This window comes from Siphonobacter aquaeclarae (assembly GCF_900103285.1).
GTDB lineage: Bacteria > Bacteroidota > Bacteroidia > Cytophagales > Spirosomataceae > Siphonobacter > Siphonobacter aquaeclarae.
On the sequence record NZ_FNGS01000010.1, the window covers coordinates 174,882 to 195,128 of the forward strand.

Below are 20,247 nucleotides of genomic sequence, written 5' to 3' on the forward strand. Positions count from 1 at the left end.
TAATTCTAACAGCTATTTGATAAGAATTAACGTACTACGAAATTTCCTTCGCCGATTTTAAATCCTTCGGCATAGAGTTCGATGTTGTATTTACCCTTCTTGTAGTCCTGACCGCGGGTGTAGAGCATTTCTACGATCGGGCGGTTCGTAGAATAACGAACAGACTGCTTGTAGGTATACTGCATGTCTTTGCCCTGGAAGGAGAATACGCCTGAGCCGGTTTCGGTGTCGGAGAGAACAGCGCCTTCCGGATCAACCACGCGGAGGAGGATATCTTTGGGTTCTTCTTTCGTCAGCGGGTTCGGAGCGAGGGTAAAGGCTACCTTGATTTTTTCAGTCTTGCGGCCTTTATACTCGTTTTCGTCGTTCGAACGTTCCTTGCCACGCTTGTTCACTGCCAGTACACGTACATTTTCAGCGCGAAGGGCAGAGCCGATGGTCACTTTGTCTTCCAGCTCTTTGTTGTTGGTTCTCAGCGTGCTGACAGAGTCAGAGTAGCTGCGGCGGGTATTGTCCAGATCGGTTTTGATCGTGGTGTTTTCCTGCGAGAGCTGCTGGTTCTGGTTGGTCAGCTGACCGTTTTCTTCCTGCAGACGGGCGATATCCTCGTCCTTTTGCGTCAGAATCGCTTCATATTCCTTGATTTTCTTCTCGTACTTGGCAACAGATACGTTTTTGTTCTTCAGAACGGCCGCCTTATCAGCCTCAAGTTGTACTTTCAGTTTCTGAAGCTCTTCGATGTTACCGCCGAGCTGCTGAACCTGCGCGATTTTAGCGTCAAGCTCACGGGAGATGGAATCAAGCTTGCTGTGCGTAATAGCCAGGTCCCGGGCTTTGATACTGATTTCAGTCGACTGTTTGTCTGTCTCCTGTTTTTCCTGGAAAAGAAGAAATCCCAGTACTCCTGAAATTGCGAGCATCACGGCAAAAGCTGCACCCCAGATCCCGCTGGATGATTTGTTTTGATTATGGTTTGTAGCGTCCATGGTATGAAAAAAAGCGATGGATTAATAGTGAAACAAGCGATTGATGAATAATAAGGGAAATAAGTAGAAGGCTTAACTCGATAGCGGACTTTTGTTGGTTATAAGAACTGTACCGGACATAGGTTAAAATATCGAACCACCTGATTTCTAGCGGCTTTTCTACACATATTAACGGGAGGGTCGGGAGGTTTGGATTTCCGGAGACGAAAAATTTTCCGTGAAAAGACTAAATGCTTGCGTCGAAAGAGAGAATCAATGTAAGATTGCGTGTTCGTCTTTGCGGTACTGCCGCAGTCAGAACAAAGGAGAAGAGATTCTCGTATAAGTACCTATCATTCTATCTACACATAACCTAAACGGAACATGTCAACCGGACTCGACGCAATCATTCGCCAGAAAGTACATACCTGGATTTCCGGCAACTACGATGAACAAACCAAGTCCATCATTCAGAAGCTGATTGACGAAAACAACGACACCGAACTTACGGACGCCTTCTACAAGGAGCTTGAATTCGGTACCGGCGGACTCCGGGGGTTGATCGGTGTAGGTTCCAACCGCATGAACCGGTATACAGTCGGGGCCGCCACCCAGGGACTGGCAAATTATCTGAAGAAAAATTTCCCGAATCAACAGATCAAGGTGGCCGTTGCGCACGATAGCCGCAACATGTCACCCGAATTTGCCCAGGTGGCAGCCGATGTATTTTCGGCCAATGGGATCAAGGTGTACCTCTTCAAAGAGCTGCGCCCTACACCGGAACTGTCGTTCACCATCCGCCTCCTCGGCTGCCAGAGCGGCGTTGTCATTACGGCTTCTCACAACCCGAAGGAATACAACGGGTATAAGGCCTACTGGACCGACGGCGCACAGGTTGTCGCGCCGCATGACAAAAACATCATCGGCGAAGTCAACCAGATTCAATCCGTGGAAGACATCAACTTCCAGGGCAATCCGGACCTGATCGAACGTATCGGTGAAGAAGTCGACGCACAATACCTGGAGCAGGTGATTGTGAAAAACGTTGTTAATCCCGACGTTATCGCCCGGCAGAAAGACCTGAAAATTGTCTTCACCCCGATCCACGGTACGGGCATTACCCTCGTTCCAAAGGCACTGGCCAAAATCGGTTTCACCAATGTTTCAGTGGTGGAAGCACAGGCGACGCCGAATGGCAACTTCCCGACCGTGGTTTATCCCAACCCCGAAGAAGTGGAGGCCATGACTCTTGCCATGAATCAGGCCAAAGAGCAGGACGCTGATCTGGTAATGGCGACCGATCCAGACGCCGACCGCGTAGGTTCTGCCGTCAAGAATTCGGACGGCGAATGGCAGTTGCTGAACGGCAACCAGATGGCGAGCCTTATCATTTTCTACCTCCTCCGGGCGTGGAAAGACGCGGGGAAACTGACGGGCAAAGAATTTGTCGCAAAGACAATCGTTACGACCGACCTCATCGACAAGATGTGCGCCCGATACGACGTCAAATGCTACAATACGCTGACAGGCTTCAAGTACATCGCCGGGGTGATCCGCGACCTGGAAGGCAAAGAGCAGTTTATCGGCGGGGGTGAAGAAAGCTACGGCTACCTCGTCGGTGATGCCGTGCGCGACAAGGATGCGATTGCCTCCTGCGCCATGATCGCCGAGCTGACTGCATATGCCAAAGACAAAGGCCTCAGCCTCTTCGACCTGCTGACGGAAATGTACATGGAGAACGGCTTCTATTACGAAGGCCTTATCTCCCTGACAAAGAAAGGCAAGGAAGGAGCTGAAGAAATCCAGCGGATGATGCGCGACCTCCGCAGCAACCCGCCGGCTGAAGTAGCAGGCTCCCGCCCGGTGACAATCCTCGACTATGAAAACCTCGTTTCGAAGGATGTCGCGACCGGTGTAGAAACGCCGATTCCGGTGGGCATGGGTATCGAAAAATCCAACGTGATTCAGCTGGTACTCGCCGACGGTTCGAAAGTGTCTGCCCGCCCGTCCGGTACCGAGCCGAAAATCAAATTCTACGTCTCGGTCAACGCGCCACTGACGCAGCCCGGAGACTTCAACGCAACGTACGATGCGCTTAAAAAGAAGGTCAGCCAGATTCAGGAAGATCTCGGCCTGAAATAAGTTTTGATACCCATCTGCCGGAGGCTGGTGAGGCAACTCACCGGCCTCCGGCTTTTTCAGCATTATGGAAAAAGCATCGTTACTGGCGCACCTGAGGACCCTGTTGGATGAGCGCGTCGAAATGGCCAGAAGCGCCATGCAGGCGGCACAGGAGTCGGCCAATGCGGAAAGCAAGAGTTCTGCCGGAGACAAGTATGAAACCGCCCGAGCCATGGCGCAGAACGAGCGCGACCAGCACGCCCGGCAGTATGAAACCGCGCGACTGGACCGGCTGCAACTCGAACGCCCCGAACTGGCCGGCGAAAGCGCCAGTATCGCATTCGGATCACTCGTCCGGACGGCAGGAGAGTGGTTCTTTCTGGCGGTGAGTGTCGGGGTCGTGCGATGGGAAGGCGATACAGTACTGGTTATCTCGCCGGGATCGCCGGTAGCGGGTCAGCTGCTCGGCAAAAAAGCCGGAGATACCTTTCTTTTCAAGGGAAAACAGACCGCTATCCTCGGAATATATTGAAACTGCCTGATCGGAACGCCGTTGGCTGAATACTTCCGGCGCGCCGATCAGGCAGTTTATTTTTTGTAAGAATCGGTGAATCAGAAGAGCTTTTCTCCCGGAGGTACTACTCCCTTCAAGCGGAGATAGATAGTCGTCTGACCCCGGTGGTGCGTCTGGTGTTCGAAGGCCTTGTCGATCAGAATGCCCTTCGGAATCATGTTATCCCGCATTTTCACGGTTTCGGCAAGCTGGGCGTCTGTCATGCCTTTGAGGGCTGCGATGACGTAATCATAGCTTTCCATGACAACGTTCGTCAGGTTCGCTTTTGACTTGGTATACTCGTCCAGCTTCTCCAGATTCTTGCCCTGGTAGGGACTTGTTTTGCCTGAGGCCATCGAGGCAAACATGAAGTTGGCATTGGCCAGGTGCGCCATCTGCTCGGCGAAACTGCGGATTTCGGGAGTAGGTTTGAAGCCGAGCCCGTCTTCCGGCATGGCGTCGAGGTACTCTTTGGTGTAGGCTTTGGCGCGTTCCCAGTCGGCGATCATTGTAGCCTGGTTGCTGGGGGCGAAGCTGGTCAATACGGTCATGACCAGGGCGGAAAGAGTAAATAAAACAGTCTTCATGTGTATGCAGCAGTTACGGTTGAAAATCAGCCGAATGTAGAGAAACTGCCGAGATATCGGAAATTAATTTTTTGCGAAGAAGGGCCTGTTGAGCAGGACAGTGCGTACTACCGGGATTAGAGGGAATCCATAGCTTCCTGTCGTCTTTCGATCCGAAGAAACGTTCCATATCGCCTCAACGCCATGCGCCATTTTCTTGTCAGCGGACTGCTTCTGTGCAGCCTGGCCGCTACCGCCCAGACAGAGCTTCGTCAGGGTAAATTTTATACGGAGGAAGAAGGGAGGGAGAAACTGCTTCAATGCGGACGCCAGTACCAGGACCGCGCTTCGTGGGAAAAACGCGCGTCAAAGATTCGGCAGGGAATACTGGACGGCCTGGAACTGAGTCATTTCAACCGTAGCTCCTTTGCTCCGCTGAAACCGATTGTGCATAGTCGCCGTGAACTCGACGGCTATGCCGTCTCCAATGTCGCTTTTGAAAGCCTGCCGGGTATTTATGTGACGGGCAACCTATACGAGCCGCTGGGGCTCAAGGGTAAAACCGCCGGTATTCTGTGCCCGCACGGCCACGGGGAAAACCCTTCGGGCCGGTTCCGGGAGCAAACCCAGCAGCGATGCGCTACCCTGGCGCGTATGGGAGCCGTCGTATTTGTGTATGACATGAACGGCATGGGAGATGCCACCCAGACGCCTCACAAATTTCCCAAAGCCCTGAAATTGCAGACGCTCAACAGTATGCGGTCGCTGGACTACCTGCTGAGCCTGCCTTCGGTAGATCCGGGCCGGATCGGTATGACGGGCGAATCCGGCGGAGGTACCCAGACGTTTCTCCTGACCGCCCTGGAGCCCCGGATCAAGGTATCGGTACCTGTTGTGATGGTATCCGCCCATTTCTTCGGCGGATGCGTGTGCGAAAGCGGTATGCCGATACACAAACGTCCTTCGCATGAAACAAACAATGTAGAGATAGCCGCGCTGTTTGCGCCGAAACCGATGCTTCTGGTTTCAGACGGGGACGACTGGACCCGCAATACGCCCGATGTTGAATACCCCTTCATCCGGAATATATATTCCTTCTATGCAGCCCAAAAAGCAGTGGAAAACAAGCATTTGCCGGATGAAAAACACGACTACGGCCCGAGCAAGCGGGCGGCGATGTACCCGTTTATAGCGAAGTACCTGAAGCTGGATCTGGCGAAGGTAAGCAAGGATGGAAAGGTCGACGAGAGCAGCAACCGCCTGCTTTCCCGGGAAGAGCTGGCCGTCTTTGATACGACCCATCCGCGCCCCGCTACGGCCCTCGACGGTGAAGAGGCCGTCATGAAAGCCCTGTCCTTTCGCTGAGCTACAAGAAAAAACCCCGCCAAGTGACGGGGCTTTTTCCAACTGTATGCAAACAGGTAAAAAATCAGAAAATCAACTAAAAAGGTACTCGAAACTAGTTTTGTGAGAACTGGATCTTCAGGTCGTTCAACCGGCTCTTGATCGAGTTGTCAATCTGGTTATCCCCTACACGCAGGAGGTATCCGCCAATGAGGGTCGGATCTACCTTTTCTGCCAGCTCAACGGTCTTGCCGGTTTGCGTGGCTACTACCGACCGTACTTCGGCACGCTGGGCGTCCGTAAGCGGCGAGGCGGAAGTAATATGAGCGGTGAGGATCCCCTTGAGCAGCTGGTATTGGCGGCTGAATTCAGTCGCTACGGCCGGCAGGATCGCTTCCCGGTTCTTCTTTGTAATGATCTCGAAAATCGAAAACGTTACAGGACTTACCTTATCCTGAAAAACGGCTTTCAGGATTTCGAGTTTCTTCCAGTGTTTGACAATCGGGCTTTTCAGCGTGAGGGAAAACGAGCGGTTTTCCGTACACACCTGTGAGAACAGCTGCATGTCCTGGTAAACCGTGTCGAGAACACCTTTTTCCTGTGCCAGCCCGATCAACGATTTGGCATATCGAAACGCTACGCTTTGGTCAGACATAGTGGAATCAGATTCCGTGAGGCGCCGGGCGCGTCACATGATGCTAAAGTTAGTTGAGTTTGGCGTCTTTCAGCCACTCGCTCACGAGAGTTTCCTGAGCAGCTTTGTCTGCCAGTTCGCGGCGCAGTACTTTCTCGGCGATTTCGATCGCGATTTTCGCGGTCTCGCCTTTCAGCTTGGCAACAGCGGCAGCCTGCTCATCGCGGAAAGACTTACGTGCTTTCTCGATTTCAGCTTTTGCTTCCTGAGCGGCTTCGTTTTTCGCTGTAGCGATCATCTTTTCAGCCGTCTGGCGGGCCTGCTTCAGGATGGCGTCGCGCTCGATGATGGCTTCCGCCTTTGCCTTGTCGTTATCGGCCTTGAGTTGTGCCATTTCGGCACGGGTTTTCTTGGCCAGTTCGATGGCGTCCTCGATCGACTGTTCCCGTTCAGCGAGGCTGGCGAGAATGGGTTTCCAGGCGAATTTACCCAGAACAATGACGAGCAGAAGGAAGAAAACCAACTGCCAGAAAATCAGACCAAAACTAGGGGTAATTAAGTCCATGACGTTGGAAATATAAAATGATGCAAAAAGATCTTGTTTGTTTCACTGAGAACATCCGGCCCGGTCACCTAATGCAAGCCGGGCCGGATGCAGATTTTGTGAATTACTTCACAGCTACCAGAAGGCTGATAACCGCACCGAAGAGAGCAACAGCTTCCACGAAAGCGGCAACGATCAGCATGGCGCCCTGGATTTTACCAGATGCTTCCGGCTGGCGGGCAATGGCTTCCATAGCAGAACCACCGATACGGCCGATACCCAGACCAGCGCCGATAGCAGCCAGACCAGCACCGATTGCGGCACCGAGGTATGCCAGAGAAAGACCACCTTCCTGAGCAGCTTGCAAAAGAACAGTCAACATGACTTTAGTAGATTATATAGTGAAACAAAAACTCGTAAAAGCGAAACAGGTTATCAGTGGTGATCGTCGTGGTGGTGTTCTTCCACGGCAGCACCGATGTAGCTGGCCGTCAGTACCGTAAAGATGTAGGCCTGAAGGATGGCTACCAGCAGCTCGATCAGTGTCATAAAGACGGTAAAAGGACCGACGACCACGCTGAGCGCTGCTGATTTAAAGATAAAAATGAGGCTGAGAAGGCTCAGCAGAATGATGTGGCCTGCCGTGATGTTGGCGAAAAGCCGGACCATCAGGGAGAACGGACGCATCATCATACCCACGATTTCCACCGGAGTCAGGATGACGAGCATCCAGGCCGGTACGCCGGGCATCGCGAAGATGTGCTGCCAGTAGGTCTTCTTTCCATTGATATTGACGATAATGAACGTCAGTATGGCGAGTACCATCGTGACGGCGATATTCCCCGTTACGTTGGCAGCGCCCGGAAGCAGACCCAGCAGGTTGTTGATCCAGATGAAGAAGAACAACGTCAGCAGGTAGGGGAGGAAGCGCTTGTAGTGCTTTTCTCCGATGTAATTCTTGGCTACTTCGTCCCGGATGAAGAGAATGAACGGCTCCAGCGCAGACTGAAGGCCCTTCGGCGCTTTTCCGGTACGCTTGGCGTACGAATTCTTGATGGACGTGAAAATCAGCAGGAGAAGAACGACACTCAGGATAAGCGAGGCGACGTTTTTCGTAACGGAAAAATCATAGACCTTCGATCCGTCTTCGGCCGTGATGTGCTCATGGTGGAGCGTGAAACCGTCATGCGTTCCGTTGCCGTGGTAGAAATGGCTGGAGGAAAAGACCTTCAGACCCTTCGTCGGGCTGTACAGAATCACCGGCAGGGGAATCGAGATATGCGATTCTCCGATCGTACCGAGGTGCCACTCGTGGGCATCGGAAACGTGGTGAAGAATAGTTTGTCCCGGATTAAATTCTTCCGTTTTCCCATGTTCATGGGCATGTTCTTCGGCAGCAGCGTGCTCGTGTTGAGCAAACACGGCCGGAGCGGCGAAAACAGAAAGAGCAAACGATAAAACGGTGAATGCTAGGGCTTTGAAAGTACGATTTCGGCTCATCGCGACGGGGTTTCAGGGCTTCTTCTCAGAAAAGTGCCGCAATTTACGATAGACTCCTGCAAATTCAAAACCTGCGAAAAATAAATAGAGTACAAAAAACTCCAGAATGAAGTGCTTGAAATCAAGAGCTCCCAGCAAAAGGTAGACCAGCAGGAATGCAAAACTGAGAATCATGCGGAGGACCATACTACCCAGGTAAAACGTCACAAACTTCTCTTCCCGATCCGCAAAACCGCGTTCTATGAGCCGGTAGTTAAGAAATCCCAGACATCCGAAAAAGGCCAGCATGTCCCAGCTGTCGCGGTGTATCCACCCCCCGGAGCCTAAAACCGGAGCTAAAAAAAATACAATTCCGCTCAGTACGAGCGGCATCAGAATACGTAACATGCCGACTGTCTTTCCGGCAAAAGTACGGAGGGGACCGGACAGTCCCGGCTTTCCCGTGAATCCGAAGCTGCGTATTTTGCTTCCCGATCTGAACAAATACCATGCAACACTACCTCTCTGCCTACCTCCGCCAGCAAAAAGCAGCCCTCGATTCCATTTCCGTCGAACAGGTGGAAACCATCATCCGCAAATTCAAAAAATGCTGGGAAGAAGACCGGCAGGTATTTGTTTTCGGAAACGGCGGAAGCGCCTCCAACGCGTCCCATTTCGTTACCGACCTGGGAAAAAGTGCTTCCGACAGGATGGGCCGCCGGTTCCGGGTTTCTTCGCTCAATGAAAGTATCAGCTGGATTACGGCATTAGGAAACGACTATGCCTACGACGAAGTATACCGCATGCAGCTCCACAACTATGCCCGACCCGGGGATCTGGTGATGATGCTCAGCGTCTCCGGCAGCTCGCCCAACCTCGTCAAAGCAGCAGAGTGGTCCCGGGAAAACGGAGTGGAGACCATCGCCCTCGTCGGCGGCAAAGGCGGAACGCTCGCCGAAATTAGTGATACGGTTGTCCGCATTGCCGACACGCACTACGGGCGGGCCGAAGACGCCCAGATGGCGATTTGCCACCTGATTTGTTATGCGTTTATTGAAGGGGAGGTCGGCTGATTGTGTTTTCTGCCGGATTCCACCGGGGAACAGGCTGACCAGACGCCAGCTCGCATCCTCCCAACCAGCGCGAGCCTGTCCACCGGGATACATAGTCTGAAGAACCTGCCCAAACGGCATGGCCATCGGGAGCGAGGGAATAGTCACCTCCGTTATTAGCGAGCAGTCCGTACTGTACCAGGTCGTTCAGGGTTTCTTTCAGTTGGGTATCTCCGAAGCCGAATCCCGGATATGCCCGCCAGAATGCAGGCAGCAGTGTTGAAAGACCGGCGGGTTTCCGGAGCAGTTGTTCCAGAAAAAAGGTTTCAATACGGTTCAGGCCTGTCGTCACAGACGGAAACCGCTGCAGGTGGAGGGAAATCGCCGCCGGAAAATGGACAAAAGGACCGGTATCCCTGACGGCAGCAAGCGCTTCCGGATTCGGCGAGGTATAGGCTTTCCAAAGCAAGCGGGCCGCCTGCCGGTCGGCCTCGGTTAAGTGAATTCGGGTGACATACAGCGCAGCCAGTTGCCGTGCATTGCATTCGCCCAGACCATGAAAGTTTGGAATTTCCGGGTGGTCTCCGGGACAAATCAGAAACACCGGATTTTCGTCCGGCAGGTAGCTGACCAGAAAAAGCAGGTTGATCTGGCAGAAAAGATCGAATTCAAACCAGAGTACAACCGGCCCGCGATGCGCGGCGATGACTTCCCATTCAGCCAGTACCTGACGTTCGTAATCCGGAAAGAAACTGCTGCGTTCCCGGAGAACGGCGAGCGGATCGGCATGCCAGGCGACCCGGTCCTCGCAAAGGGCTTCCCGCCAGACGGCGCGCCTGCCCGGCAGACCGGTTCCACCGAAAGAAACGGCGGTAGAATCACCGTTGAGGACATGCAGATGTTCCATATCAGTTTTTCGGAAGGCTTCGTATGGCCGAAATCAGTGCCGCGGCGATGAAAAAAAGCGAGCACCCGATGGTGAACCACGGCGTACGGGTTTCGAGCCATTCATCCAGCTTCATTCCCAGAAAAACGCCTGCTCCGATCGTCACGAGCATCTGCATAGCCATCCCCGAATACCGGAGATAAGGATTGAATTTGGGAGGTTCGTCAGTCATAGCCGGAGAGAATGGGTAATTTTTGAGCGGAATTTACGTACTTGGCATAAAATCTACGCCTCTTTCCAACCGTTTGTAGAGGAGAATTGTTTTTCATTTCCGATGCGATTGTCTTCCTGTTTCCGGAATCTCGTTTGCCTGTCGGGTCTCGGCTGGGTAGCTGCCTGTACGCAGCACTCCACGGCCCCGGCCAACGTCGCGTTCCACAATATTACGGCCCGGTATAATGCCCTTCTTCAGGCGAAAGAAAAGCTCGAAGAAGCCCGGGCGACGCTTTTCCGGGATCGGAAGGACAACTACGGGGCGCTGTTGCCCGTCGTGGTTCCGGTAGACTCGAATGCCGCGCTGGCCGTATCAACCGAGCTGGCGGCGGTTATCAAGAAGGCTTCCCTCGTAGCCGAGCGCCATCAGAATGCTATTTATGTAGACGATGCCTACCTGCTCATCGGGCAGGCACGTCTCGAGCAGGGAGATTTCCGGAATGCTGTCGAGACGTTCAAATACGTCAATACCAATTATCCCGATGAAAACTCCCGGTCGGCCGCGCTGATCGGCCTGATGCGGGCATATGTAGAGCAGCGGGAGTATGGTACTGCGCTTCGCGTGGCGGACGTCGTCCGGACCCTGCCGCTCAGCAAGGAGGAAACCCGGGAGTACTACCTCACCAAAGCCTATCTCCACCAGCAGCGGAAGGAATACGCCATTGCTGCGGCGATTCTCGAAGAAACCCTCCCGCTGATGAAAAAGGGAGAGCAGAGAGCGCGGGTTTATTATGCCCTCGGTCAATTGTATGAGCTGACCAACAAGCCGCAAAAGGCATTGGCGCAATACAGTAAGGTGCAGAAAAACCGCCCGGGGTATGACCTGTCGTTTTATGCCAAACTAAATTCCCTGCTCAACCAGCCGGGTCAGGATCCGAATGTGAGTTTCAGCCGGATGTTGAAAGACCGGAAAAACGACGATCTCAAGGACCGGATCTACTACGCGATGGGTTCGTATGAAGAGCGCCGGGGTAATATCAAACAGGCTATTCCCTATTACAAGACGGCTGCACAGTTTGCCAAAGCCACGCGTGACCAGCTTCCGGCGATCTACCTGCGTATTGCCGAGCTGAGCTATAACCCGTTGCAGGATTATGAGTCGGCGCAGGCCTACTACGACAGTACGGTTTCTTCCCAGCCCAAAAACATGCCGGACCTTTCCCGGATTATTGAAAAGAAGAAGGTACTGGATGAGTTTGTGCGCCACCTGCGGACGATCCGTACGGAAGATAGCCTGCAACACCTGGCAGGAATGAATCCGACCGAACTGGATAAGTACCTGGCGAAGGTGGTTTCGGATAAACGCAAAAAAGAAGAAGATGCACGTCGGAAAGCCGAAGAAGCTGCTGCACGTGCCCGTCAGGAGCAGTTGCTGGCCCAGAATGGCGTTGCGACGGAGAATACTGCGTCGGCATGGTACTTCTATAATCCTTCGTCGGTGCAACGGGGTTCTCAGGAATTCCGCGAAAAATGGGGCCCACGGAAGCTGGAAGACAACTGGAGACGGTCTACGAAAGACATGAGCCTGTCGTCGGGCGATGCGCCGATGACGGCTGTACAAGGGAATAAAACGGTTGCCGGACAGGCCGCCGGTACCGGAGCCGCCCCCGCTGACCCCGAAATTCAGGACTTGAAAAAGACGATTCCGTTTGGACAGCAGGCCCTGGAGGTTTCCCGCAAGAAGCAGGAAACAGCGTATTTCGAACTGGGTAAACTCTATAAGCTGGGCCTCAGCGAACCTGCCAAATCAAAGGAAACGTTTGAAAAACTGCTGGCTCTGTTCCCGAATACCTCCTATGAGCCGGAAACGCTGTACCTGCTGTACCTGCTTGCTGAGGGAACCGGGCAACAGGCAGAGTATAAAAATCGCCTGGCTCAGAAATTCCCGGATTCATATTTCGTGAGGATGATCAACCGGAGCAGCCTGACGCCGCTGACCTCCGGCGCGGAGGCCGAAGCTCAGAACCTTTATGCCGATGCCTACGGCGCCTATACCCGCAGTGAGTATGCCAATGCGCTGGTGAAGGTAGAGCAGGGGTTGCAGAAATATGCCGGCAATGCGCTGGAAGACAAGTTTGCGCTCCTGCATGTCATGCTGGTGGCGAAAACCCAGAATGCGGAAGCATACCGGAAAGCCCTCGGCGATTTTCTCCGCAACTATCCGAACAGTACGTTGACGGGGATGGCAAAGGACATGCAGTCGGCGGCGAAAGGGAAGTAGGCCCCATGCAGTCTTTTTTTGAGTATATCGACAGGCTTACTCCGGCTCTTTCGAAAGAGGCGTTGGCGGCTATCGGGGAAATAGCCGCCAGACGTACCGTTCCCAGGCGGACGTTGCTGCTTCGGGCAGGGGAAATATGTTCGAATTTCTATTTCATCGAGAAGGGACTGGGACGGGTATTTTACTACCGGAACGATCAGGAAGTGACGGCCTGGTTCGGATTTGAAGGGCAGGTTATCAGTGCTATTGATAGCTTTTTTACCGGCTTCCCGAGTGAATACTGGATCGAAATATTGGAAGAATCGGAGGTGCGGGTAGTCGGGAATCAGGATATTGAGTGGTTGTTCAGGCATTATCCTGAGACGGAGCGACTCGGCCGGCTGATGATCACCGAAAACTACCTGCGCCTGGACGAACGCATGAAGTTATTTGCTTTCCATACCGCGGAGCAACGGTATCAGTTGGTCCTTAAACAGTTTCCTTCCATTCTTCAGCGGGTGCCGCTTCACATGATCGCATCGTATATCGGCGTGACGCAGGTAACCTTGAGCCGTATCCGGGCAGAGTACTGATTTTAACATTTGTAAAAGCGCGGGATCTCTTCTTTTCCAGAGCTTTGCGGAAGCTTTTATCCAACCCGCGATGAAAAAATACCTGGAAGTATCTGTCCTGCTTTTGCTCTCCCTCTGCTTCCATTTCGTCACCTGTGAAGGAAAGGGAATAGCGATTCCTGCCGCGTTCAGCCTGCTGCTCCTGTTTGTGTATTATACCCAGGTAATGGATATCTCCGGGTTATTGAAAGCTGTACTGGAATCGCTGCCGCTTCTGTTCTTCGTCGTCAGCCAGGTGGCGCTGTTTTGGCGGCCCGGTACCCTGAGGGGCGTGCAATGGGTAAAATTGCTGCCGCCTTTCTGGTTTCTGGTTCGGGAAGGGCAGGGCGGGCTAGATTGTCCCTGGCATCATACTATTTTTTGGGGGCCGGTGGCGCTTTACCTGCTGGTCTTCCTGCTGTTTCGTCTGAAAGAAAGAGCTGAAAAAAGCGACCCCGCCTGAGGTCGCTTTCGTATGATCTACACCAGTTTCTTATACTTAATCCGTTTCGGAGTCGCGTCAGTACCGAGGCGTTTCCGGCGGTTTTCTTCGTAGTCGGTGAAGTTTCCTTCGAACCAGTATACCTGTGAGTCGCCTTCAAAGGCAAGGATATGCGTAGCGATCCGGTCGAGGAACCAGCGGTCGTGGGAAATCACCACGGCGCAACCCGCGAAGTTCTCCAGGCCTTCTTCCAGCGCCCGGAGCGTGTTGACGTCGAGGTCGTTCGTCGGCTCATCGAGCAGAAGCAGGTTGGAACCTTCTTTGAGCATCATCGCAAGGTGAACCCGGTTGCGCTCGCCGCCCGAGAGGTTGGAAATTTTCTTTTCCTGATCGGAGCCGCTGAAATTGAACCGGCTCACATAGGCACGGGCGTTAACGGTCCGTCCGCCGACGATCATCGGGTCGTTGCCGCCGGAGATGGTTTCGTAAACGGACTTGTCGGCTTTCAGGTTGTCGTGAAGCTGATCGACATAGGCCATCTTGACGGTTTCCCCGACCTCAACGGTCCCGGAGTCAGACTCGGCTTGTCCCGTAAGCAGCTTGAAGAGCGTTGATTTCCCGGCGCCGTTGGGCCCGATGACGCCGACGATACCGGCCGGAGGCAACGAAAATGTCAGATTTTCGAACAGGATACGATCACCATAAGCCTTCGAAACGCCGCTGAGCTCGATGACTTTGCTGCCCAGACGGGGGCCGGCGGGGATGAAGATTTCCAGTTTGTCTTCCCGTTCCTTCGATTCTTCGCTGAGGAGCCGTTCGTATGCACCGAGACGGGCCTTGGATTTGGCCTGACGGGCTTTGGGCGCCATACGTACCCACTCCAACTCGCGCTGAAGGGTTTTCTGGCGTTTGGATTCCTGTTTTTCTTCCTGGGAAAGGCGATTCTGCTTTTGCTCGAGCCAGGAAGTATAGTTGCCTTTCCAGGGGATGCCTTCGCCGCGGTCCAGTTCGAGGATCCAGCCGGCTACGTTATCGAGGAAGTAGCGGTCGTGCGTAACGGCGATAACGGTACCCTTATACTGGCGGAGGTGTTCTTCGAGCCAGAGAACTGATTCAGCGTCAAGGTGGTTGGTCGGTTCGTCCAGAAGGAGGACGTCAGGCTGTTGCAGCAGCAGCCGGCAGAGCGCCACGCGACGGCGTTCTCCACCGGAAAGCGTGCCGATTTTGGCGTCTTCGGGCGGGCAGCGGAGGGCGTCCATGGCGCGTTCGAGCTTGGTATCAAGTTCCCAGGCATCCAGCGCGTCTAGTTTTTCCTGCACTTCACCCTGCCGTGCCAGCAGTTTATCGAAATCGGCATCCGGTTCGCCGAAAGCCTCGTTGATTTCCTCGAACTCTTTGAGTAAATTTACTACCTCGGAAACACCCTCTTCCACAATTTCACGGACGGTTTTGTCAGGGTCCAGTTGCGGCTCCTGCTCCAGCATACCGACGGAATATCCGGGCGAAAAGACGACTTCACCCTGGTAATTTTTGTCGATACCGGCGATAATTCGCATCAGCGTAGACTTCCCGGAACCGTTGAGACCCAGGATGCCGATTTTGGCGCCATAGAAGAAGGAAAGAGAAATGTTTTTGATGATGGTGCGGCTGGGTGGAATAACTTTACTTACCCGCGACATCGAAAAGATTATAGTTTCGTTACTCATTTTTTAGTTTATTTGTTGCTTGAATATCAGCACTGGCAAAAGTAGGCGTTCAGGACCGTTTGACCAGTCTCATTCCTCAAAAACCCATGGAAACCACCATCACACCCAACCGCTACGTCGAAGACACCTACGGGTATACCAAAGAAGGGAAAGTTTATCTGAGAGGGTACGGAGAATACCCTGACCGTGAGATCGGTTACGTCCGTAATACGGAAGAAGAGGCTCTGTCCTATTTCCGTAACCGTTTCCAGCTCGCCCAACAGAAAGTTATCCAGTTGCACCAGGACGTACAGGAAGCGCAGAATAAAGGATCTTATCTGACGAAACTGCTGCAGTTACGCAAGAATCTGATTGAGTTTGACGGCCTCGGCGATTTCATGCCGCTGCTGGCTATGCTCGATAAACTCGAAGTGTACCTGCGCGACCTGATTTCCTCCAATCAGGTGAAGAACCTGGAGATCAAACGCGCGCTGCTTGATGAAGTGAAGGATGCCGCTACCAAAATTCCGGACTGGAATGATGCAACGGCCAAAATTCAGGAAATCAAGAGCAAGTGGCTGAAAACGGGTCCGGTCGACAAGCAGTACATCGATGAAATCGAAGGTGGTTTTGACCGCGTTTCGGACGATTTCTTCCAGCGCCGCCGGGAGTACTACGCCGAACAGAACCGGATTATCGACGAACGTTTCGAGAAACTCGAAGCGCTGGTTGCCGAGTCCGAAAAACTGATGCGCAGTACGGAATTTGACGAGGCTTTTGCCCGCGTCCGGCAGTTGCAGAATGAATGGAAAGGCGTTGGTCAGGTACCGCCCAAGCGCCAGAACAAACTCTGGAAACGCTTTAAAAAGGCAACGACAATCTTCTTTGACCGTTACAACGCTGTCAAGGGAATTACGCCGCGGCCCCGGGTGGACCCCCGGATTCAGGAACTTCAGGACATTGCCGCCGAGGCAGAGCGCCTGACGGCTTCGATCCACCAGGATGTTATCTCCAAGGCTGCCGACCGCGCCAAGGAACTTCTGGTGAAATGGAAGGACCTCGCTCCGAAAGTCAAGACACTCGACCGCAACGTCGCCGAAAAATTCCGGATGGCCTGCGACAAGGTGTTCGAGCTCAACTACCTCCGCCGCGTTATCGGATACCGCTACCCGGATTTCGATGAGAAACCGAAGCGCGACCAGCTGAAGATCCAGATCTATCAAATGGAATACCTTGTCCGCAAGGAGAAGAGTGACCTGGAACAATACCTCGAGTTCGACGGACGTATCCGTTCCTACGTTGCCGCCGACAAAACCCTCTTCCAGAAGGTGAATACCCAGAAGCGGAAAGTCTCCGTCAAGGAAGCCCTTCTCGTCGAGTTCAAGCGGGAGCTCGAAACTGTTCTGTAGGATATTTTTATCAGGAATACCTGAAAGCCAGTCCATCCCGGACTGGCTTTTCGTTTATATGCCGTACACGATGATCCGGAATTACCTGTACATTCGTCGTTACGATCACACCAAAACCGTATGAAACACTTCATCGCTTATTCACTTGTCATTACGCTGGTAATCGGAGCTTGTTCTAAAAAGAAAGACCCGCAACCTGACAAACCGCCGGTAGATTCCACCAAAGATTCTGTCGGAAAGGACGTTCGGGACAGCGTTTATTTTGTAGCGAAAGAGCTATATCTATGGAATGAAAATCTACCAAAGCATGTGATCTTCAAGCCAACCAGCTATGACAGCGCAGAAGCCGTCATGCTTAAAGTCCGGACCTACAGCCCCCTCGGGACGAACGGCAAGAACCTCGACCGCTGGAGCTTTGCGATGAAGAAGTCGGTTTACGACAAAGTATCTTCCGGAATCAGCGGGGATTTCGGCGTCAGTTTCGGCTGGGCCCCGGGAACTGCGAACGATCTGCGGATTGCTTCCGTCTACAAAAATTCTGACGCAGGTGTAAAAGGTGTGACGAGAGGGTGGAAAGTAGTATCCATGAATGGCGTAGCTGCGACCAGCGCCAATGTAGCCGCGCTGAATACCGCACTCCAGGGAAGCTCGATCGACTTCGCCTTCCAGAAGCCGGACGGTACCCAGCAGACGCTGACGATCAAACGGACGGAATACCAGATCAATCCGGTCCTGACACGTAAAATCATCGAACAAAACGGGAAGAAAATCGGCTACGTTGCCTTTGAAACATTCTTCAGTACGACGGCAGAAGCGGCACTGAAAGAAGCGTTCAGCTACTTCAAAACAAACGGCGTGACAGAACTGATTTTCGACGAACGGTACAACGGAGGCGGGTATGTTTCCGTTGCCGAACGGGCCGCCAACTGGATTGTACCGCAATCGGCCGCCGGAAAGCTGATGTACAAGGATTCACACAACAGCGCGTATGCGAGCTGGAACAAGACGAAGAATTTTGATACTGCGCTTCCGGCGGAAAACCTGAACCTGTCGCGGGTATTCTTTATCGCGACGGGCAATTCAGCATCCGCAAGCGAATTGCTCATCAATGTTCTGACGCCGTATCTGACTGTCAAGATTATCGGAAACACGACCTACGGCAAGCCGGCAGGATATTATCCGATTCCGGTGATGAACTACTATTCCCTGCCGCTCGCCGTCAAGCAGGTCAATGCCAATAACTATGGCGACTATTACGAAGGACTGAAAGCAGACCGTACACAAGTAGACGGCGTAACCTACGACTGGGGCGATCCGAAGGAGCCTTGTGTCGCCGACGCCCTCGCGTTTATTGCTAACGGTAGTTTCCCGGCGGCTTCCGGCGGGCGCCTGGCAGCCGAGCAGGAAAGTGCGCCGAAGGTACAGGCAGAGACGCCGTTCCGGGGAGCAGTACTTGCCGCGCCGAAAGGCATCCGGTTGAAATAAGAAAAGGTCCGCGCCGAAGGCGCGGACCTTTTTTCATGGCTTTCAGGGGAAAAGGCGATCAGAACTTGTAGCCGACGGAAAGTTGTACCGTGGAATTCCGCAGCTGGAAAATATCGTTGAGGGGCATGTTGTCGGTGAAACTGAAGTCCTTGTTCATGTTGCTGAACCCGTAACTATACCGTCCTCCGATCACAAAATCCCCGGTTTCAAACTCGAGACCCGCTACTCCGTCGATCCCGGTCCGCCGGAATGCGTCGTTGTAATTGACGGCAAACCAGTTGTTCAGGCCGATACGGGCATTGGCGAGGTAGCTTACCTGCGGACCGGCAACGATAGAGACCGCCGGCGTGACATGAAGTTTAAGGAGCAACGGAACATTAATCATATTCATCGTCACATTGCCGAAGCCGTCGACCACCTTGAATCCCTGCCGGGAGTAAAGTACTTCGGGCTGAAAGCTTACTTTCTCCGTAATCGGAATCTCGGCGAAAAGGCCCGCATGAAAATCCGTACGGCCATTGACGAGGTTACCGGGACGAGGCGAAACAATCACATTGGCAAAATTGACACCGGCCTTGAGTCCGAACCGTACGCCCGAGCCGTCTCCGGAAGGGTGATAACGATACGACTGAGCCTGGGAAACAAAGGCAGAAAAGGTCAGAACGGCAGCAATCAATACTTTTTTCATGGCATTACGGGAAAACCCTGTTGAATTCGGTTCGTGTCCCGGAGGACGAATCAAAGGTGTCGGGGTTTGGGGAAATTCCGGTACAAGGTGCCGTTAAAGAGTGTTAAGCCTTCCGTCAAAAAATGTTAAAATCAGGGTGTTTTGTTGGATGATCCTGGCTTTCAGGCATGAAAAGAGGGACCCTCCGCCGGAGGGTCCCTCTTAAAAACAAAGGCCGGTTATCAGAGTACCCGGATATCTTCGTGTTCGACGAATTTTTCGTAAACCTGCCGGATACCTTCGGGAAGTTCAATGCGGTGCCGCCAGCCGAGATGGTGCAACTTACTGACATCCATGAGCTTGCGTGGAGTGCCATCCGGCTTGGAGGTATTCCAGATCAGCTCGCCGTCGAACCCGACAATGTCTTTGATAAGTAAAGCCAGGTCTTTGATCGAAAGGTCTTCTCCCGTTCCGATGTTGACAAACTCCTCGCCGTCGTACTCCTGCATGAGGAAATAGCAGGCGTCAGCCAGGTCGTCTGCGTGCAGGAATTCCCGGAGCGGAGAGCCTGTTCCCCATACTTCGACAGACGGCTGTCCCTGAACCTTTGCCTCATGGAATTTCCGGATGAGAGCAGGAAGAACGTGGGAATTCTGCAGATCGTAGTTGTCGTTGGGGCCGTACAGGTTAGTCGGCATGACGGAAATAAAATTCCGCCCATACTGCCGCCGGTACGATTCACACATCTTGATACCGGCAATCTTGGCGATCGCATACGGTTCGTTGGTGGGTTCGAGGGAACCGGTCAGCAGGTAGTCTTCCCGAAGCGGCTGCGGAGCCATTTTCGGATAGATGCAGGAAGATCCGAGGAACATCAGTTTCTTCACGTCGGCTACATGGGCGGCGTGAATCACGTTGTTCTGGATCATCAGGTTTTCGTACAGAAAATCGGCACGGTAGGTATTATTGGCCACAATACCACCGACTTTGGCCGCGGCGAGAAAGACGTATTCAGGCTTCTCTTCCTCAAAAAAACGAAAGACATCTGCCTGATTGCGGAGATCAAGTTCTTTGGAGGTACGGAGAACAAAATTCGAATAGCCTTCCTGCTGAAGCTTGCGAAGAATAGCCGAACCGACCATTCCCCGGTGCCCCGCGATATAGATTTTGGCGCTTTTTTCCACTGCTATGATAAAAGGTTACGTAAACAGACTCAGTTGTTTGCCGCGAAGATCGCAAAGATTCCCATACATGTTTACGATCTTTGCAGGGAGAATGCCTGCCGGCAGGAAATAATTCCCCGGTGGTGGCGTTTCCTAGAACATTCTCAT

General features: G+C 53.0%; 21 protein-coding genes. 9 read left to right on the forward strand and 12 right to left on the reverse strand.

Annotated elements, in window-relative coordinates:
* Window positions 1–26 precede the first annotated feature (26 nt).
* The gene (locus tag BLR09_RS22625; protein WP_093208088.1) at window positions 27–986 is read right to left on the reverse strand and encodes a hypothetical protein; all 960 of its coding nucleotides are present in this window, start codon (window positions 984–986) and stop codon (window positions 27–29) included.
* Window positions 987–1,349: 363 nt separating this feature from the next.
* Between BLR09_RS22625 and BLR09_RS22630 the strand changes: the two genes are divergently transcribed.
* Both BLR09_RS22630 and BLR09_RS22635 read left to right on the forward strand, forming a co-directional pair.
* On the forward strand, window positions 1,350–3,107 hold the full coding sequence (locus BLR09_RS22630; protein ID WP_093208089.1) for a phospho-sugar mutase: 1,758 nt from the start codon (window positions 1,350–1,352) through the stop codon (window positions 3,105–3,107).
* Between the two features lie 64 nt (window positions 3,108–3,171).
* Window positions 3,172–3,618 (forward strand): transcription elongation factor, encoded by a 447-nt coding sequence (locus BLR09_RS22635; RefSeq protein ID WP_093208091.1) that lies wholly within the window; start codon window positions 3,172–3,174, stop codon window positions 3,616–3,618.
* Window positions 3,619–3,698: 80 nt separating this feature from the next.
* Here the strand turns inward: BLR09_RS22635 and BLR09_RS22640 are convergent, their stop codons facing one another.
* Window positions 3,699–4,226 carry a DinB family protein gene (locus BLR09_RS22640; protein WP_093208092.1) on the reverse strand — a complete coding sequence of 176 codons (528 nt, stop codon included), beginning with the start codon at window positions 4,224–4,226 and terminating at the stop codon, window positions 3,699–3,701.
* A 183-nt stretch (window positions 4,227–4,409) separates the two neighbouring features.
* Here BLR09_RS22640 and BLR09_RS22645 point away from each other — a divergent pair, with 183 nt between their 5' ends.
* Complete coding sequence (locus tag BLR09_RS22645) at window positions 4,410–5,570, forward strand: alpha/beta hydrolase family protein (protein ID WP_093208094.1); 1,161 nt, start codon at window positions 4,410–4,412, stop codon at window positions 5,568–5,570.
* A gap of 94 nt (window positions 5,571–5,664) precedes the next feature.
* Here the strand turns inward: BLR09_RS22645 and atpH are convergent, their stop codons facing one another.
* The 5 genes from atpH to BLR09_RS22670 form a co-directional block, all read right to left on the reverse strand.
* Complete coding sequence (gene atpH, locus BLR09_RS22650; RefSeq protein ID WP_093208095.1) at window positions 5,665–6,204, reverse strand: ATP synthase F1 subunit delta; 540 nt, start codon at window positions 6,202–6,204, stop codon at window positions 5,665–5,667.
* Between the two features lie 49 nt (window positions 6,205–6,253).
* On the reverse strand, window positions 6,254–6,748 hold the full coding sequence (atpF, locus tag BLR09_RS22655; RefSeq protein WP_093208096.1) for a F0F1 ATP synthase subunit B: 495 nt from the start codon (window positions 6,746–6,748) through the stop codon (window positions 6,254–6,256).
* 103 nt (window positions 6,749–6,851) lie between these two features.
* A complete protein-coding gene (gene atpE, locus BLR09_RS22660; protein WP_093208098.1) occupies window positions 6,852–7,109 on the reverse strand; it encodes an ATP synthase F0 subunit C in 258 nt (85 codons plus the stop codon).
* Between the two features lie 53 nt (window positions 7,110–7,162).
* A complete protein-coding gene (gene atpB / locus BLR09_RS22665; protein ID WP_093208099.1) occupies window positions 7,163–8,227 on the reverse strand; it encodes a F0F1 ATP synthase subunit A in 1,065 nt (354 codons plus the stop codon).
* Between the two features lie 12 nt (window positions 8,228–8,239).
* Window positions 8,240–8,614 carry a hypothetical protein gene (locus BLR09_RS22670; protein WP_143011193.1) on the reverse strand — a complete coding sequence of 125 codons (375 nt, stop codon included), beginning with the start codon at window positions 8,612–8,614 and terminating at the stop codon, window positions 8,240–8,242.
* A 101-nt stretch (window positions 8,615–8,715) separates the two neighbouring features.
* Between BLR09_RS22670 and BLR09_RS22675 the strand changes: the two genes are divergently transcribed.
* Window positions 8,716–9,279, forward strand: a complete 564-nt coding sequence (locus BLR09_RS22675) for a D-sedoheptulose-7-phosphate isomerase (protein WP_093208102.1) — start codon at window positions 8,716–8,718, stop codon at window positions 9,277–9,279.
* Here the strand turns inward: BLR09_RS22675 and BLR09_RS22680 are convergent.
* Together BLR09_RS22680 and BLR09_RS22685 are read right to left on the reverse strand one after the other, a co-directional pair.
* Window positions 9,257–10,165 carry a hypothetical protein gene (locus BLR09_RS22680; RefSeq protein WP_093208104.1) on the reverse strand — a complete coding sequence of 303 codons (909 nt, stop codon included), beginning with the start codon at window positions 10,163–10,165 and terminating at the stop codon, window positions 9,257–9,259. The two genes, BLR09_RS22675 and BLR09_RS22680, sit on opposite strands and share 23 nt — an antisense overlap.
* Before the next feature lies 1 nt (window position 10,166).
* On the reverse strand, window positions 10,167–10,376 hold the full coding sequence (locus BLR09_RS22685) for an AtpZ/AtpI family protein (protein ID WP_093208105.1): 210 nt from the start codon (window positions 10,374–10,376) through the stop codon (window positions 10,167–10,169).
* 102 nt (window positions 10,377–10,478) lie between these two features.
* Here BLR09_RS22685 and porW point away from each other — a divergent pair, with 102 nt between their 5' ends.
* From porW to BLR09_RS22700, 3 genes are all read left to right on the forward strand, one after another.
* Complete coding sequence (gene porW / locus BLR09_RS22690) at window positions 10,479–12,638, forward strand: type IX secretion system periplasmic lipoprotein PorW/SprE (protein WP_093208107.1); 2,160 nt, start codon at window positions 10,479–10,481, stop codon at window positions 12,636–12,638.
* Window positions 12,639–12,643: 5 nt separating this feature from the next.
* Window positions 12,644–13,210, forward strand: coding sequence for a Crp/Fnr family transcriptional regulator (locus BLR09_RS22695; RefSeq protein WP_093208108.1), 567 nt, complete (start codon window positions 12,644–12,646; stop codon window positions 13,208–13,210).
* A gap of 70 nt (window positions 13,211–13,280) precedes the next feature.
* Window positions 13,281–13,691, forward strand: a complete 411-nt coding sequence (locus BLR09_RS22700) for a hypothetical protein (RefSeq protein WP_093208110.1) — start codon at window positions 13,281–13,283, stop codon at window positions 13,689–13,691.
* A gap of 17 nt (window positions 13,692–13,708) precedes the next feature.
* Here BLR09_RS22700 and ettA read toward each other — a convergent pair whose 3' ends face one another.
* The gene (ettA, locus tag BLR09_RS22705) at window positions 13,709–15,376 is read right to left on the reverse strand and encodes an energy-dependent translational throttle protein EttA (protein ID WP_093208111.1); all 1,668 of its coding nucleotides are present in this window, start codon (window positions 15,374–15,376) and stop codon (window positions 13,709–13,711) included.
* Between the two features lie 86 nt (window positions 15,377–15,462).
* Between ettA and BLR09_RS22710 the strand changes: the two genes are divergently transcribed.
* Together BLR09_RS22710 and BLR09_RS22715 are read left to right on the forward strand one after the other, a co-directional pair.
* Complete coding sequence (locus tag BLR09_RS22710; RefSeq protein ID WP_093208113.1) at window positions 15,463–16,764, forward strand: DUF349 domain-containing protein; 1,302 nt, start codon at window positions 15,463–15,465, stop codon at window positions 16,762–16,764.
* A gap of 120 nt (window positions 16,765–16,884) precedes the next feature.
* Window positions 16,885–18,249 carry a S41 family peptidase gene (locus BLR09_RS22715; protein WP_093208114.1) on the forward strand — a complete coding sequence of 455 codons (1,365 nt, stop codon included), beginning with the start codon at window positions 16,885–16,887 and terminating at the stop codon, window positions 18,247–18,249.
* A 58-nt stretch (window positions 18,250–18,307) separates the two neighbouring features.
* On the opposite strand, the gene BLR09_RS22720 is transcribed toward BLR09_RS22715, so the two are convergent.
* Together BLR09_RS22720 and fcl are read right to left on the reverse strand one after the other, a co-directional pair.
* Window positions 18,308–18,937, reverse strand: a complete 630-nt coding sequence (locus tag BLR09_RS22720; protein WP_093208116.1) for a porin family protein — start codon at window positions 18,935–18,937, stop codon at window positions 18,308–18,310.
* Between the two features lie 221 nt (window positions 18,938–19,158).
* Window positions 19,159–20,100, reverse strand: coding sequence for a GDP-L-fucose synthase (gene fcl / locus BLR09_RS22725; RefSeq protein WP_093208117.1), 942 nt, complete (start codon window positions 20,098–20,100; stop codon window positions 19,159–19,161).
* Window positions 20,101–20,247 lie beyond the last annotated feature (147 nt).

What these genes read in the sequence shown, in the direction of transcription:
- BLR09_RS22710 (WP_093208113.1), top strand. Translation starts at nt 15,463, where the DNA reads ATGGAAACCACCATCACACCCAACCGCTACGTCGAAGACACCTACGGG.
- BLR09_RS22635 (WP_093208091.1), top strand. Translation starts at nt 3,172, where the DNA reads ATGGAAAAAGCATCGTTACTGGCGCACCTGAGGACCCTGTTGGATGAG.
- BLR09_RS22645 (WP_093208094.1), top strand. Translation starts at nt 4,410, where the DNA reads ATGCGCCATTTTCTTGTCAGCGGACTGCTTCTGTGCAGCCTGGCCGCT.
- BLR09_RS22720 (WP_093208116.1), bottom strand. Translation starts at nt 18,937, where the DNA reads ATGAAAAAAGTATTGATTGCTGCCGTTCTGACCTTTTCTGCCTTTGTT.
- atpB (WP_093208099.1), bottom strand. Translation starts at nt 8,227, where the DNA reads ATGAGCCGAAATCGTACTTTCAAAGCCCTAGCATTCACCGTTTTATCG.
- ettA (WP_093208111.1), bottom strand. Translation starts at nt 15,376, where the DNA reads ATGAGTAACGAAACTATAATCTTTTCGATGTCGCGGGTAAGTAAAGTT.
- atpH (WP_093208095.1), bottom strand. Translation starts at nt 6,204, where the DNA reads ATGTCTGACCAAAGCGTAGCGTTTCGATATGCCAAATCGTTGATCGGG.
- porW (WP_093208107.1), top strand. Translation starts at nt 10,479, where the DNA reads ATGCGATTGTCTTCCTGTTTCCGGAATCTCGTTTGCCTGTCGGGTCTC.
- BLR09_RS22685 (WP_093208105.1), bottom strand. Translation starts at nt 10,376, where the DNA reads ATGACTGACGAACCTCCCAAATTCAATCCTTATCTCCGGTATTCGGGG.
- atpE (WP_093208098.1), bottom strand. Translation starts at nt 7,109, where the DNA reads ATGTTGACTGTTCTTTTGCAAGCTGCTCAGGAAGGTGGTCTTTCTCTG.
- BLR09_RS22700 (WP_093208110.1), top strand. Translation starts at nt 13,281, where the DNA reads ATGAAAAAATACCTGGAAGTATCTGTCCTGCTTTTGCTCTCCCTCTGC.
- BLR09_RS22625 (WP_093208088.1), bottom strand. Translation starts at nt 986, where the DNA reads ATGGACGCTACAAACCATAATCAAAACAAATCATCCAGCGGGATCTGG.
- atpF (WP_093208096.1), bottom strand. Translation starts at nt 6,748, where the DNA reads ATGGACTTAATTACCCCTAGTTTTGGTCTGATTTTCTGGCAGTTGGTT.
- BLR09_RS22630 (WP_093208089.1), top strand. Translation starts at nt 1,350, where the DNA reads ATGTCAACCGGACTCGACGCAATCATTCGCCAGAAAGTACATACCTGG.
- BLR09_RS22680 (WP_093208104.1), bottom strand. Translation starts at nt 10,165, where the DNA reads ATGGAACATCTGCATGTCCTCAACGGTGATTCTACCGCCGTTTCTTTC.
- BLR09_RS22715 (WP_093208114.1), top strand. Translation starts at nt 16,885, where the DNA reads ATGAAACACTTCATCGCTTATTCACTTGTCATTACGCTGGTAATCGGA.
- BLR09_RS22640 (WP_093208092.1), bottom strand. Translation starts at nt 4,226, where the DNA reads ATGAAGACTGTTTTATTTACTCTTTCCGCCCTGGTCATGACCGTATTG.
- BLR09_RS22695 (WP_093208108.1), top strand. Translation starts at nt 12,644, where the DNA reads ATGCAGTCTTTTTTTGAGTATATCGACAGGCTTACTCCGGCTCTTTCG.
- BLR09_RS22670 (WP_143011193.1), bottom strand. Translation starts at nt 8,614, where the DNA reads ATGTTACGTATTCTGATGCCGCTCGTACTGAGCGGAATTGTATTTTTT.
- BLR09_RS22675 (WP_093208102.1), top strand. Translation starts at nt 8,716, where the DNA reads ATGCAACACTACCTCTCTGCCTACCTCCGCCAGCAAAAAGCAGCCCTC.